The 14,191-nt window shown below is 48.6% G+C and carries 11 protein-coding genes; 8 read left to right on the plus strand and 3 right to left on the minus strand.

The genetic code is table 11. The annotated features are described in order from the left end of the window. Position 1: 1 nt before the first annotated feature. Genes ACY2RQ_RS09100 through ACY2RQ_RS09110 form a run of 3 tightly spaced genes read left to right on the plus strand, consistent with a single transcriptional unit; the run spans position 2 to position 2,267 of the window. Complete coding sequence (locus ACY2RQ_RS09100; protein WP_490112650.1) at positions 2-781, plus strand: ABC transporter ATP-binding protein; 780 nt, start codon at positions 2-4, stop codon at positions 779-781. Then, positions 778-1,665 carry an MlaD family protein gene (locus ACY2RQ_RS09105; RefSeq protein ID WP_490112651.1) on the plus strand — a complete coding sequence of 296 codons (888 nt, stop codon included), beginning with the start codon at positions 778-780 and terminating at the stop codon, positions 1,663-1,665. The genes ACY2RQ_RS09100 and ACY2RQ_RS09105 overlap by 4 nt, the downstream gene beginning before the upstream one ends. Next, a complete protein-coding gene (locus ACY2RQ_RS09110; RefSeq protein WP_490112652.1) occupies positions 1,662-2,267 on the plus strand; it encodes a PqiC family protein in 606 nt (201 codons plus the stop codon). Before ACY2RQ_RS09105 ends, ACY2RQ_RS09110 begins: the two co-directional genes overlap by 4 nt. 19 nt (positions 2,268-2,286) lie before the next feature. On the opposite strand, the gene ACY2RQ_RS09115 is transcribed toward ACY2RQ_RS09110, so the two are convergent. After that, a complete protein-coding gene (locus ACY2RQ_RS09115; RefSeq protein WP_490112653.1) occupies positions 2,287-3,657 on the minus strand; it encodes a sodium-dependent transporter in 1,371 nt (456 codons plus the stop codon). A gap of 126 nt (positions 3,658-3,783) precedes the next feature. Next, complete coding sequence (locus tag ACY2RQ_RS09120) at positions 3,784-6,183, minus strand: TonB-dependent receptor (RefSeq protein WP_490112654.1); 2,400 nt, start codon at positions 6,181-6,183, stop codon at positions 3,784-3,786. A 301-nt stretch (positions 6,184-6,484) separates the two neighbouring features. On the opposite strand from ACY2RQ_RS09120, the gene ACY2RQ_RS09125 reads away from it, so the two are divergent. From ACY2RQ_RS09125 to ilvD, 4 genes are all read left to right on the plus strand, one after another. Further along, on the plus strand, positions 6,485-7,141 hold the full coding sequence (locus tag ACY2RQ_RS09125; protein ID WP_490112655.1) for a hypothetical protein: 657 nt from the start codon (positions 6,485-6,487) through the stop codon (positions 7,139-7,141). Between the two features lie 189 nt (positions 7,142-7,330). Next, positions 7,331-7,732 carry an acyl-CoA thioesterase gene (locus tag ACY2RQ_RS09130; protein ID WP_490112656.1) on the plus strand — a complete coding sequence of 134 codons (402 nt, stop codon included), beginning with the start codon at positions 7,331-7,333 and terminating at the stop codon, positions 7,730-7,732. Positions 7,733-7,836: 104 nt separating this feature from the next. Beyond that, entirely contained in the window at positions 7,837-9,591 is a 1,755-nt protein-coding gene (locus tag ACY2RQ_RS09135) for an NEL-type E3 ubiquitin ligase domain-containing protein (RefSeq protein WP_490112657.1), read from the plus strand. 103 nt (positions 9,592-9,694) lie between these two features. Then, the gene (gene ilvD, locus ACY2RQ_RS09140; protein ID WP_490112658.1) at positions 9,695-11,536 is read left to right on the plus strand and encodes a dihydroxy-acid dehydratase; all 1,842 of its coding nucleotides are present in this window, start codon (positions 9,695-9,697) and stop codon (positions 11,534-11,536) included. A gap of 47 nt (positions 11,537-11,583) precedes the next feature. On the opposite strand, the gene ACY2RQ_RS09145 is transcribed toward ilvD, so the two are convergent. Further along, complete coding sequence (locus tag ACY2RQ_RS09145; protein WP_490112659.1) at positions 11,584-12,912, minus strand: protein kinase domain-containing protein; 1,329 nt, start codon at positions 12,910-12,912, stop codon at positions 11,584-11,586. A gap of 421 nt (positions 12,913-13,333) precedes the next feature. Between ACY2RQ_RS09145 and ACY2RQ_RS09150 the strand changes: the two genes are divergently transcribed. Continuing rightward, positions 13,334-14,191 carry a hypothetical protein gene (locus tag ACY2RQ_RS09150; protein WP_490112660.1) on the plus strand — a complete coding sequence of 286 codons (858 nt, stop codon included), beginning with the start codon at positions 13,334-13,336 and terminating at the stop codon, positions 14,189-14,191.

Below are 14,191 nucleotides of genomic sequence, written 5' to 3' on the forward strand. Positions count from 1 at the left end.
AATGGACAGGGAAAAGCCTGTGACCACTCCGGCGATAGAAGTGACCGGACTGGCTATGAGTTACGGGACACGGATGATTCAGCATAATCTGGATTTCACTGTTTCCCGTGGCGATATTTTTGTGGTGATGGGGGGCAGCGGCTGTGGAAAGAGCACCTTGCTTAAGCACCTTATCGGTCTGTACCATCCGGCGGCTGGTGATATTCGTTATAACGGCAAGAGTTATACCTTTGGAGAATCTTCAGATAAGCAGGATATGCGTTCCCGGTGGGGAATTACATTTCAGAGTGGTGCTCTGTTCAGCGATATGACCCTGGCTGAGAACGTCGCCCTGCCTATGGCCCATGCGGGTTTTCCAAAACGGGATATACCAGATCTGGTTCGCTACAAGCTGGCGTTGGTTGGTTTGTCAGGGTTTGAAGCGTATTACCCGTCGGAAATCAGTGGCGGTATGTGTAAAAGGGCCGGCCTGGCCCGGGCCATTGCCCTTGATCCGGAAATCCTGTTCTTTGATGAACCTTCGGCGGGTCTTGATCCATTGAGTGCCCGGCGTCTGGATGAACTGATTATCAGTCTGCGGGACACCACCGGAGCAACAGTGGTGATGGTGACCCATGAACTGGCCAGTATTTTTGCCATAGCCAATAACAGCATTTATCTGGATGCTGTCAGTAAAACCTGCCTTGATCAGGGAGACCCTTCCTGGTTGAAAGATAACAGTCGTGAACCTATTGTCCGGTCCTTTCTGGCCCGGGGGGAAAACAGGGGAGTGTTGGAGTGAATACCCGTCAGAAAGCAGCCGGTGTTGGTATTTTCGTCATCACCCTTATCGCCCTGGCTATTGCCATGCTGCTGGTATTGAAGTCTGGCAGTGGTGGCTTTGGCCAGGAAAAAAAACGATATGAGTTAATTTATGATACTTCGGTGAAAGGGCTGGCCGTTGGTGCGCCAGTGACTCTGCGAGGGGTCCAGGTTGGCCAGGTGGACAGTATCAGAACCCGATTTTATAAAGGAGTGAAGTCGCCTTTGAACTCGGTGATTATTGACCTTTATCCCGAAAAAATTGAACTTGAAAAAGGGATTAAGGAAGACCTGAAACAGATCCTGATGGAAAGGGGCATTGGCGCAAAGCTGAAAATGCAGAGCCTTTTAACGGGCCTGCTTTATATTGAAATTGATATTTACGCCAGGACAAAAGCTATTCAGGTGCATACAGAATACCCCCAGATTCCCACGGCTCCCAGTGAACTGGATAAGATTGATTTTGATCAAATTGACCTGATGAGCATGGCCCAGAATATTCAGGGCACGCTGAAAAATATTAACAGCTTTACCAGCTCATCTGAGTTTCAATCCCTTCCCGCTGATTTCAAGCAAACTATGGCGAGGGTGGAAGACGCGATGGATCGTATGGGAGCCAATGCGGACGCCGCCGGTGCCAGTATGAAAAAAACCATGGCCAGTATGGATAAAACCATGGTCAGCATGAAGAAGACCGCTGAAAACATGAATGCCTATCTGGCTCCGGACTCTCCTCTTATGTATGAGCTTGTAAGCAGCCTTAACAGTTTGAGCAAAGCGGCCAGAGCAATGGAACGTCTGGCGGTAACCCTTGAGCAGCAGCCCAGCTCAATTCTTTCAGGCAGGAAGGCACTGGACAGATGAAGAATATCAAGGCATCCGCTCTCTCTGCTTTAGTTGTGCTTGGGCTGGGAACACTGCTCACCGCCTGTACAACTACCAGACCCTACGATTACTACGTCCTGCAGGCGGAAGCACCGGTTTCCGAAGAATCCGTAGCCGATCGTATAGGCTTGGCACCGATAACCATTCCCGGTTGGTTCGACAGTAATTTTATGGCCTGGAATGATGGCAGTGTAAAAGTCTATCGCTCAGACAGCGAGCGTTGGGCAGAAGAGCCCGGTGAGCTGATCAGCCGTGTGGTAAGGGAAAACCTGGAGCGGGTCAATGGTGATGAAATGGTCAGTTCTGGGCCATGGTTGAGAATCGATAAACCGGATCTGGTGGTTAGCCTTGAGGTAATGAATCTGGTTATGCAGAACAACCAGGTGACACTCACGGCTCGCTGGCAAATAACCACTAAAAAACAGAAAAATAATCAGGGCACTGTGCATGAATCCCGCTGGGAGGTGGCCACTGAAGGCCGAACAGCAGGTGAACGGCTGGCCAGAGGACTAAGCAGGGCACTGGTAATGATGAGTGACAGTATCGTCGGTACTCTGGCGCTGGAGTCACGCCCTCAGTGAGGATGAACAGCAGTAAGGATTACAGTTTTAAAAGAATAATCATCCCTATTAAAACCGGACAGACCAGCCGAATATACCAGGGCCATATTTTCCAGAACAGAGAGTGTTCAACCTCAGGCCAGCCCCTGCGAATCTCCTGAAGTTTTTTATTTCTTCCCATTAGCCAGCCTGCGAACAGACAGAACAGCAGGCTGTTAATGGGCTGGGCGTAGCGGGTAGTAAAATTGATCAGCCCGCTGAACAGGGGATCAAAGGCCGACAGCACCAGGGAAACCACCATCAGCACACCAGCACACACAATGATTCCGGCTTTCTTCCGTGAAAGTCCCGCACGTTCTGTCAGGCAGGCAACCGGGACTTCCAGCATGGAAATAGAAGATGTCAGGGCTGCAATGGACATCAGGCAGAAAAAAGCCAGCGCAACCAGTGGGCCAATATCTCCAAGGCTGTTAAACAGGGCGGGCAGAACAGTGAAAACCAGGGTATCACTGTTAGCCAGATGGCCATCTGGCAGGTAGACCGTCACTCCGAGCTCCAGAGCTACAAACAAAGCCGGAATAATCAGCATTCCTGCCAGAAAGGCAATGCCCGTATCAAACAGGCAGACCTGCAGGGCAACGCCCGGAAGGTTGGCGTCACGCTTGAGATAAGAGCCATAAATCATCATCACTCCCACCCCAAGGGACATGGAAAAGAAAGACTGCCCCAGGGCACTGCTGATCAAAACCGGGGTGATTTTGCTGAAATCAGGTACAAGGTAATGGTGGAGGCCAACTGTCGCACCCTCTTTTCCCATAACCATAATGATCAGTCCAACAAGAAGGGCAATAAGCAGGGGCATAAGACGGGCAGACCAGCGCTCAATACCTTCCCGCACGCCAGCATTTACGACCATCAGTGTAAGACCAATAAACAGTACAGCCAGAATAAGGTTTCGTGTTGGGGAGAAGGTTGTTAGCCAATGGGAGGTATTTGTCAGGCCAAAGCTCTCAAAAACAGGTGACAAGGTAAAGCCAGCAAGCCAGCCGCCAACAATGCTGTAGAACGAGAAAATCAGGCAGACAACCAGAACCGCGAATATTCCCGTAAACTGGGTGGCAGGCTTCCAGGATGAATTTTCCGGCAGGCTTTCCATAGCGGAAACCGGATTGTTTTGCCCATAACGACCAATCATCAGTTCAGCCACAAGGGCTGGATAAGCCAGAAGCAGGGAGAGAGTAAGATAAACAAGCACAAAAGCCGCACCACCGTGTTCGGCAACCTGTGTGGGAAAACTCCAGATATTGCCCAGGCCAACGGCGGAACCAGCGGCCGCAAGGACAAACCCCATACGGGTACTGAAACCATGGCGAATGGAAAGCCCGGACTGTTCATCAGCGGGTGATGACATGGAATGGCATCCCTATCTTTTGATTCTTTGGGAGCCAGTGTAGTTCAGGAATGGGAAAGTGGGTTTTAGGAAAGCTTGTAGGAAAGCTCCACAGCAGGGTAAGTCTGCTGTGGAGTTGGATGGAGTTTAGAGTTTGCTGAAGTTGTAGGACATTTCTATACCTACTGCACGGGGGAGATTGCGGCGATAGGTCTTAACATTCATCAGCAGGTCACCATTTGCTCCGGGAGGGGGCAGGGTAGCCAGATGGAAAGCAGACTCTTCTCTATAGGACCTGTTGAGCAGGTTTGTGCTCCAGAGAGAGATGGCCCAGTTACCCTGGCGCGGAGTAAATGAAATACGGGCATTCAGAATATCTGTTTTGCCGGTGTATACATCCTTCTTTTTAAACTTCAGGTTGGCACCATCCAGTTCTTCCGGACGGGTATTTGTCAGGCGCTGAGTGCTGGTATAGCTGTAAGTGGTGTTGAAGCGTAAGTCCCCCTGTTCGAGGGGCATTTTATAATCAACCGATACAGTCGTGGAGAAGTGTGGGGCATTGATCAGGTCCTGCCCTTTTCTGACAGAAGAGCCAATATTCTCTTTATATTTCGCTTCTGAAAGGGCAACACTAAGCCCCAGTGTCAGCCTGTCGGTGGCTTCCCAGGAAATATCTGTCTCAATTCCCTTTACGTAGGCATCTGCATTACGATTTCGGGTTGAACCGGGAATACGGGGATCACCGGTCTGAATCTGAAGACCTTTGTAGTCGTTATAGTACAGAGCCGTTGCTACCCAGAGGCCATGATCATCGAAGTAAGATTTTGTACCGACTTCATAGTTAATATTGGTCTCATCTTTAAAGGGTTCGTTGGCTTCTTCGCCTACTTCAAGAGTGGTATCAAATCCGCCAGGTTTGTAGCCTTGGGAAACACCGCCATAAATATTGGTTTCATCATTGATGTTCCAGTCCAGCACCGCACGGCCGTAGAGGTGATTCCAGGATTTGGAAACTTTGATGCCACCCTTCTGAATGTTGGCGAACTGACTTGGGTTGATTTCTCCCTGTGTTTTCTCATGCCACTTCACTGAGACTTTGTCCCAGGCATAGCGGGCTCCCACATTAAGATTGACGGTGTCTGTAAGAGGAAAAATCGCATCACCAAAGAGAGAAACGCTTTTTTTCTCGGCATCAACATCCTGGCCTGCATCCTCAAATGTTCCTTTTATGCCATTAGACGATCCGTCAGTGCGTAAACCACCTCTGCGTGCAGGTAAGGCCATTTTATTGCGGCCTGTATTGTTAGCGACAAGATAATTGACGCCCGTTGTCCATGTTACGTTATTGGTTATGCCATCCAGGCGGAATTCCTGGGTGGTTTCTTTTCGGCTGATTCTGCTATCCAGAACCGATGTGGAAACCAGAGGTCCTGCTGGGAGAAAGGCACCCTGGAAGTTATTTGCCCGAGTACGGACAAGCACTGTAGAGCCGCTTAATCCTTTGGATTTGGCTTTACGGTGTGACGTTATGGAGGTGAATGTGAGTTGATCACTTAAATCCCAGGTGAATTTGGCTGAAGCGCCACCTATACGATTAGAACCTTCACCAACTTTAAGGAGTTTGGCATTGCCGCTGGCATCATAAATAATATTGGTGTTTTTGAAGCGTGTCTCAGAAATTCGGCCGGTTTGATCGACGATATATTCCAGAGCATCTCCATCAACATAGAAGTCAGCAGGTGTGCCTAAATAGGCATTGCCAGATTTTGCGGCAATTACGATACCAGGGTTGCGACTGCCTTTCATATCACTGGCATCAAAAGCAAAGTCAGCAGTTACGTCTTCATTAATCAGCCAACGCAATTGTGTACGCACAGTTGTGTCATCAGTAGAAGCAAAACGCTTACCGCCAGACTTATTGCCAAAAGCACCGGCATCTTTGGCCCGATAAACACTGGTACGGGTCAGCAAAGTATCTGAGATGGGCACATTCAGAGTAGATTTCACATATCGCAGATTATTGTTACCAATACCGCCTGCCACGTTACCAGATAAAATATCCGTCGGCTTATTGGTGGTCAGCAAAATAGCGCCGGCAGGGGCGCTGCCACCAACACGGGTACCCTGGGGGCCGTTAAGAATCTCAATGCTGGTAAGGTCCTGCACATTACCCAGAACATGGGTGCTTCCGCTTAAACGAACACCATCGACGTATATAGCACTGCTCTGCTCAATGGCGAGACCGAGTATAGAGGTGGTAATACCCCGCTGGGAGATAACACCTTCCGATGAGATAGAAAGCCCTGGCGTGATATCGCCGATTTGCTCAAGGCTGTTAACGCTGTTCTGCTTCAGAAAATCATCGCTGAGCACTTTTACGGAAACCGGGGCATCCTTAAGGGTTTCCTGTCGTTTTCCATCGATAATAACTTCTTCGACTGTGTTGTTCAGTGCGGTGTCTTGTGCGTGGGAAAGGTTTGCGGGAAAGAGTATTACACTGATAGCTGCTGATAAGGGTAACTTCAACCAGTTTGGTTTCACGTCCATTGCTCCTACTCCAAATGTTATTATTATTTGTTTATGATTTCTTTTTATAGAGCTTAATTTTCATTTTGAGACAAAATAGAGTCATTTGGGGTTTATATCAATAATATTTGTCTAAAATGTTGTAATAATGATGAAAATTAATCATTTGAATCTTATTCTTTAGGCGTCGATGGGTGTTCACCCGATCTGGACTGGCAGCTGGGTATGAGATTAAACCTCCCCAGCCATGGCATTCTGGAACCACAGCCCTTGCCAGCCGCTATATTACACTCAAGGGCCAGGCCGATTTGAGGATTGAGCAATGCGTCTGCCGTTACTGCTTATCGTACTGGTACTCATCTGCACCAGTGTATCTGCAACAGTGTTTCGTACAGCCATAAGGAATAACGATTATGGTGAGATCTGGCGGCTGATTCGCGCAGGCAACGATGTAAACCTTCACGATCGGCAGCCTGGATTTTTTGAAAGCTGGGGGCCAAACGCCGTAGATGAAGCCCTTGAATTTGGAGATGTGGAGAGCTTGCTGATTGTCTTACAGTCCGGTGCAGACTTAAGCGGTGCCGTGGGCACCGAGTATTTATCGCGCACCACAGATTTCAGGAAAATCGTTGGATTGCTCACCTGGGGTGCCCGACCCCGTCCGCATATCCATTTTTTAGACGCCGCAACATCTGCCTCAACCAGAGAGGCTGAGAATGCTATAGCAGAAGGCAGATACATTAACTCAATTATTTATAACGCCTGGGAGCAGGCTTGGGCAACCAGAGGAACACGCCCCCCAATGCACCCCAGGGCAGTAGGAGAACTCAATGACATTATAGAGGAAAGCGGACTCCGTCTCCTACAGATACAATGCATGGTCACCATTATTCGGGAGAAACTGCCCATAAAACAACTTCCAAAAAGAATTCAGCAACAAATTAAAAAAAGCAGGCCAAGCCGTTGTACCATAATGTAAATGCCAGACAGATGCCTCTTATGGCAATAACAGTTTCACTACTTTTCAGCACAGGGCTTGTTGCTGTTATTGCTATTTCCTGTTTCATACAGTTGTAGGGATAACTCAGAGACAGGAGTCGCTGAGCAGATTCAATTTATGCCCCAAAGCATGACTCAGAACAGAGACTTGAAAATACAGATATCAACTATGTATAAGCTGACAATCTCTCCCCGATTCTGCGAGACCGATGCCCTCGGCCATATCAACAACACGGTCATACCTGTCTGGTTTGAGATGGGGCGGGAGCCGATATTTCAATTGTTTACGCCGGATATGGATGTGAACAAATGGAAGCTGATTATCGGGCATATCAATGTCGATTTTCTGGCTGAACTGAATTATGGCACCGGGTTGGAGGTGGAAATCCGTACCGGGCTGGTGAAGATTGGTCATTCGTCCATGACTATCCGCCATGAAGCCTGGCAAGATGGCCAGTGTTGTGCCCGGGGAGAGGCTGTACTGATTCATTTCGATTATGCCAGCCGGCAGTCTGTTCGTATTCCTGACGATATCCGGACTGAACTGGAACAGCATCTGCTGGAAATCTGAGGTTTACGTCTTCCCCGAGTCTGTAAAGGCAGCGATACCTATACTTTGGGCAGATCATCTGATGATCAGGTGCTGTCCAATAGCTGCTTTATCAGGGAAGGCAAATGAACCCCAGCGGAAGAGAACCTTCATCTACCGGTCGATATACACCTTCACCGGGAAACCAGGCATCAGAACCTGAAACACGCCCCCTTGAGAAGCGTCAGGTGGGTTATACAGATAGCCAGTTGGCCTCCAATCCGCAGAGAGTCTCTCGATTCAGGCAGTTTTATCTTAAAGTCTTTAAACCCGTCATTCTTTATATGCTGGTTAAAACCCACGATGTTTTTCACAGATCTGGCAAGGTTACCCGGCTAACGGAGAGAGCTATCAGCGTAATCCGGGGTGTAAGTGACAGGCAGAAGTTCTCTTTGGCAGCCTGGGTGAACCAGGCGGATGATATAGAGAAACCCAGGCGTCAGGAAGCAGTCAGGAGAATTGAAAAGTGTATGCAGGAAGGGGCGTATGAATTGAACCTGAATGCCCTGGACCTGACAGAGTTGCCAGAGGTATTAGGAGAACTCAGCTGGCTGAGAGAGTTCTCATGTGAGAAGAATAAACTGGAAAAACTGCCTGACAGCATGTCTCGTTTAAGGAGCCTGAAAGAATTTGCTGGAGGCTGGAATAGATTTACGGATTTTCCTTCCCAATTATTGAAGATGAGTAATATTCAGGTGTTGGATCTTTGCCACAATCAATTATCCACTTTGCCATCGGGAATTGGCAGTTTGAAACACCTTCAGTGCCTGTTTCTTCATTATAATCGTTTTGATGCTGTTCCTGACGAACTTGTACGCCTGAAGCCGTCTTCTCTACCCATAAAGGTATATTTGGGAGGGAATAATATTACCCAGGAGGACGTGGGTAAGTGGAAAAGTAAATGGGGTACCACAGGGCTGGTTATTTCTTGTCATTCTCAGCTTTCCAAAGAAATAATGGCCAAACTGACTTTGGAAAGGAAAATTGAACATTGGTTCGAGCTGGTTAATAAACCCGTCCCTGATGGTTTGCTGGAGGCTTTTAACCAGGAAAGTGTCAGGGCGGCTTTAAATCTTTATATGGATAAGCTTGTTGGCACCAGTGATTATCAGCGATTGAATTCCGCCAGATATGTAGGTCAGACGATGGTTGATATTCTCCAGGCCATGGCTGCTGACCCTGATATTATGGAAGCCTGTTCTGCTGTTGCAATCACCACATGTGAATCCTGTGGAGACAGAGCACAGATTGGCCTGAATGAAATGCAGCTGGCTGTTGAAGTCGCCAGAGTAAAGAAGGATGGTGGTTTAAACGAGCTGGTTGAACTCAAAAAAGCACTTGTTCGCAAGGCAATGGTTGAAGAAATCGCAGACAGGAAATACCAGGATATCTGTGAACATGGTGATCCTGATAAGGTACCTGATCAGATAGAAGTACGGCTGGTTTATCTCCTTGCTTTACAGAAAAAGTTACAGCTCCCGATTATGCCTGGGCAAAGCATGTTATATGCTGGGTATTCTCAGGTGAAACAAGATGATATCGATAAAGCTCTGGCAGAAATTCAGGGAAGGCTGGAAGCATATTCCCCTGAGCAGTATATTGATGATCTGATGGAATGGCCTGAGTTCGTGGAACGATTAGAGCATGAATATCTCAATCAGATTGAAGAGATAAATGAGGAATACGTGAACTTTATTACTAAGGTCTATGATGAAAAACCACACCTTGAGGCAGAAGCCTATTTCCATAATGTACTTGAGCCAGAAAGGATACGAAAAAAGAATAAGTTTTTGCGGGAGGCTGTGAAAAAACTGCTTAACGGAAATCCACTGTCATCATGAAATGTGCCCCGTCAGGCTTTCTGTTATGATTTGCCCACATTGATAATCACAACACCAGAACAGAACACAGCCCATGACTGTGGACAGTTTGCCGAGGTAAACCATGCCTGCTTATCGCTCCAGGACCTCCACCCAGGGTCGCAATATGGCCGGTGCCCGCTCCCTGTGGCGTGCCACCGGTATGACCGATGAAGATTTTCAGAAGCCTATCATTGCGGTCGCCAACTCTTTTACCCAGTTCGTTCCCGGGCATGTTCACCTGAAGGATATGGGCCAGCTGGTCGCCCGTGAGATTGAAAAGGCCGGTGGCGTGGCCAAGGAATTTAATACCATTGCCGTAGACGACGGCATCGCCATGGGCCATGACGGCATGCTCTACTCCCTGCCAAGCCGGGATATTATTGCCGACTCTGTTGAATATATGGTTAACGCCCATACCGCCGATGCTCTGGTATGTATTTCTAACTGTGACAAAATCACCCCGGGAATGCTGATAGCTGCCATGCGCCTGAATATTCCGGTGGTATTCGTGTCCGGTGGCCCCATGGAAGCGGGCAAAACCAAGCTGGCAGAGCATGGCCTGGATCTGGTGGATGCCATGGTAATAGCAGCCTCTGATGCTGATCAGGAAACCGTGGACGAATATGAACGTTCAGCCTGCCCCACCTGTGGTTCCTGCTCCGGTATGTTTACCGCAAACTCCATGAACTGTCTGACCGAAGCTCTGGGTCTGTCCCTGCCGGGCAACGGTTCACTGCTGGCAACCCATGCCGACCGTGAAGAGCTGTTTCTGGAAGCGGGCCGCAAGATTGTGGAGATCACCCGTCGTTATTATGATCAGGATGATGAGAGTGTTCTGCCCCGTTCTATCGCCAGCGTAAAGGCTTTTGAAAATGCCATGAGTCTGGATATCGCCATGGGCGGTTCTACTAATACCATTCTTCATCTGCTGGCTGCGGCCCAGGAAGGTGGTGTGTCTTTTGATATGAACGACATCGACAAGCTTTCCCGCAAAGTGCCCCAGCTGTGTAAAGTTGCCCCGAATATTCAGAAGTACCATATGGAAGATGTGCACCGTGCTGGCGGTGTGATGGGTATTCTTGGTGAGCTGGACCGTGCCGGTCTGCTTCACACCGGTATTCCTACGGTTCACAGCACCTCCGTAAAAGAGGCGCTGGCTAAATGGGATATTATGCAGACAACTGACGACAGTGTTCGCACTTTCTTCAAGGCTGGCCCTGCCGGTATTCGTACGACTCAAGCCTTCAGTCAAAGCACCCGCTGGCCGACCCTGGACGGTGACCGGGAAAACGGTTGCATCCGCTCTCTGGAAAATGCCTACAGCACCGAAGGTGGTCTGGCCGTTCTGTTCGGCAATATCGCCCAGAATGGCTGTGTGGTAAAAACCTCCGGTGTTGATGAGAGTATTCTGGTGTTTGAAGGTTCTGCCCACGTCTGTGAAAGCCAGGAAGACGCTGTCAGCGATGTACTGGAAGACCGGGTGAAGGCCGGTGATGTGGTTGTTATCCGCTATGAAGGTCCCCGTGGCGGTCCGGGCATGCAGGAGATGCTTTACCCGACCAGCTATCTGAAATCTAAAGGCCTGGGTAAAGAGTGTGCTCTGCTGACCGATGGCCGTTTCTCCGGTGGTACATCCGGTCTTTCCATCGGTCATGTTTCCCCTGAAGCCGCTGCCGGTGGCGCTATTGGCCTGGTTGAGCAGGGAGACCGTATTCGCATCGATATTCCCAACCGGACTATTGATGTTGTGGTCAGTGATGAAGAATTGGGCACTCGTCGTAAGGCGATGGACGCCAAAGGCCGTGATGGCTGGAAGCCTGTTGCTGAACGTCCCCGAAAAGTATCTGCCGCGTTGAAGGCCTATGCCAAGATGGTAACCAGCGCTGACCGTGGCGCTGTGCGGGATGTTGACCTGCTGGATTGATATGACTTAAGTCTTGCGGCAGAGTTATGACTCTGCCCGTAACTTTTTCAATTCTTGCTGTTTCGGTTCACGGCAAATATACCCTTGTTAAGTAAGGTATCTGCGGAGGGTCTCTGTTCAGGATTCTTTTCAAGCATACTTTGAACAGTGTTCTTCAACCTGATCGCCTGAGATTCCTCAGCATAACGGGAGGTCAGTTGCAGTCTTATTTCCCCAGTGTCTTTATATTCCCTCAACCATCCTGAGCTGAGAATTCCGGAACTCATCATTAACTCAACCAGAGTTTTTCCGGCAGAGTACATATCGGCGCTGTAGTCATATTCCTGGCCATTCAGAACTTCGGGGGCAGCAAAGCTTTCAGTGCCTGTAGAGTCATCAGGAAAGTCGACAGCACAGTCCCAGGCATTACCGAAGTCAATCATCTTGATGTTGATCTGACCAGGCTGGGAAAGCAGGTTGGCGGGTTTTATATCCCGGTGAAGGAACTCTGTCTTCTGAAGGAAGCCCAGAACGTCACATAGCTGTCGTCCAACAGCGATTATCCCGGGCAGACGTTTTTCCTGGGGCATATTGGCAAAAACCTTATCCAGTGGTGTGCCACCGTCTTCCATGCAGAGCTGGGTTGTTACCTGACTTTTATTATCTGTGCATTTATAACCGTATATCTCAATGATATGTGGGTGCTTGAGATCCTGAAGGATATTGCACTCCTGCTCATCTCCATCAATGGTCAGTTCTGTTTCTTCATCATTTGAGGGCATGGTGCGCGTACGGACAACCCAGCTGGAGTTATCCTCATTTGATGTCCAGCGCACGACCTCCAGCTCGGATAAGGTATCGACATCCTCATCTTCAATATTGATATCGATGCCTGTAGTAGCAATCACTTCTGATTTTGCATTCTCTGTACTTCTAAATTCGCCCCAGCTTTCAATTCCAACAGGTAATTTTTCATTATCATCACTATCGTATTCGCTACCGGAAAACTCGATCACAAGATCATCATCAGTATCATCTCCATAAGCGCCGGGCAGGACGTTGATAACTTCCGCTGTTTTAATACCAGACGTCTGACTTTTCCCGGTTTTATGATTCTCCTCAGCCTGGATTTCAGCTAAAAGATCAGACGCTGCATCATCAGTAAGAGAGAGATCCCTCTTGTACAAAGGAGAAGCGGCCTGGACACTGGTTAATGATACATCAGGAGTATTATCGCTACTGGACAGTGCTTTATCTTTCTCTGCGGCAGATGATTTGACTGAGCGGCTAAATACAACCGGTTTTTCATCCGGGGAGATTGATGGAGAGGGTTCCTGTGAACCGGGCCTGTGGGACGTTGAAGTATTCTGGGGCCTGCCTTGATTTTCTATGCCCATTGTCAGTTTTCCTGTCCGTCAGCATGAGTACTGCTATCAGATTCAGTTTAGCTGAGGCATGCTGCCTGAGTGGCTCAGCTACAGCTGTACTGGCTCTTTGACTGTGTATATGTGATAAAAGTTCCATAACAATCAGAATCATTGTTTTATGGCGCATATCGTACTGGCCTGGGAACTGCCAGAACGCTTTTTTCCGGGCGACAGGTGGAATGCATACAGGCTCCTTTTCTGAATAGGGGGGCTGGAGGCTTAACCTCTGGATTTTCTGCGTCGGTGGCTGTTTATTGACACAGACAGTTACCGGGCTTCTCAGCCTTGTCAGGAAAGACAATCAGATCGGTGAAAATCAGCAGAAATATTTATTCTGAGAGAACTTTCTATCCTGAATCTGTAGGGATTTGCAGGACGGAGAGTATTCAGGATGAAATCTGTATCAAAGGCGATATGCGCTGTTATTTTTGCTGTTTCGGCCTGTTCTGTCGGCAGTTATGGCGATTATGAAGGGTGCTCCAACCGTGTGACCACGCCGGTGAAAGGCCAGGACGACTGGAAAATAGCCGGTATGCTGTTCGGACAGCGTGATGGTGTTGGTGAGAGCACAGCATTCCGCATTGGTGGTGGTTTGCCTTCCAGACCCAAAGAGCATCAGTCTGAGGCAGTATCCCTGGACACTACACGAACAGAAGGCGTAGCAGACAAGATGCGTAATTTGCCGAATGTTCTTGCCGTAAGTTACGGCATTCCTTACACGAATACTAAGCGTGACCATTTTGTCGTACTGGATGTCAAATCCTACTTTGAGCAGTTTGAGCACTCCAGTTCTTATGGTTTTTATTACAGGGATTTCAGGGAAGCCTGCAATATTAAACTGGGAAAACTGAAACCAAAGCAGGAAATGCGTGGTTATATCGTCCGTGTTGAACGTAAAGGCTTAACCCACTTAAGCCGAAGCTGTAATGTTACCGTCCATCGTGGTGGAACAAAGAAGGTTCCCAAAAGGCAGTTTCAGGGATATGAAACCCAGGTGCGTTGTATGTCTTCAGAGGGTCGCACCGCATGTCGCAATGTCCAGGTTCCGATTTATCGGTGGGCTCCTGTTGATGTCCCAAATGTTGAAATACTTGTAACCAATACCGAAGAAGCCTGTGCTTTTGCAGAAGATGCGGGGCGCGCGCAGGTACCGGTGCAGTTTGAGTATTCGGAGCAATACCTGAAAGGTTACAACCCGAACCATACTATTATTCACAGAATGACTGTGCAGGATAAATCTGCACAGTAA

This window comes from Parendozoicomonas sp. 209JJ7-1, assembly GCF_058147085.1.

Bases quoted from the DNA above. Each gene is read 5' to 3' on its own strand.
- ACY2RQ_RS09100 (WP_490112650.1), top strand. From the start codon at position 2: ATGGACAGGGAAAAGCCTGTGACCACTCCGGCGATAGAAGTGACCGGA.
- ACY2RQ_RS09130 (WP_490112656.1), top strand. From the start codon at position 7,331: ATGTATAAGCTGACAATCTCTCCCCGATTCTGCGAGACCGATGCCCTC.
- ACY2RQ_RS09110 (WP_490112652.1), top strand. From the start codon at position 1,662: ATGAAGAATATCAAGGCATCCGCTCTCTCTGCTTTAGTTGTGCTTGGG.
- ACY2RQ_RS09145 (WP_490112659.1), bottom strand. From the start codon at position 12,912: ATGGGCATAGAAAATCAAGGCAGGCCCCAGAATACTTCAACGTCCCAC.
- ACY2RQ_RS09150 (WP_490112660.1), top strand. From the start codon at position 13,334: ATGAAATCTGTATCAAAGGCGATATGCGCTGTTATTTTTGCTGTTTCG.
- ACY2RQ_RS09125 (WP_490112655.1), top strand. From the start codon at position 6,485: ATGCGTCTGCCGTTACTGCTTATCGTACTGGTACTCATCTGCACCAGT.
- ACY2RQ_RS09115 (WP_490112653.1), bottom strand. From the start codon at position 3,657: ATGTCATCACCCGCTGATGAACAGTCCGGGCTTTCCATTCGCCATGGT.
- ACY2RQ_RS09120 (WP_490112654.1), bottom strand. From the start codon at position 6,183: ATGGACGTGAAACCAAACTGGTTGAAGTTACCCTTATCAGCAGCTATC.
- ACY2RQ_RS09135 (WP_490112657.1), top strand. From the start codon at position 7,837: ATGAACCCCAGCGGAAGAGAACCTTCATCTACCGGTCGATATACACCT.
- ilvD (WP_490112658.1), top strand. From the start codon at position 9,695: ATGCCTGCTTATCGCTCCAGGACCTCCACCCAGGGTCGCAATATGGCC.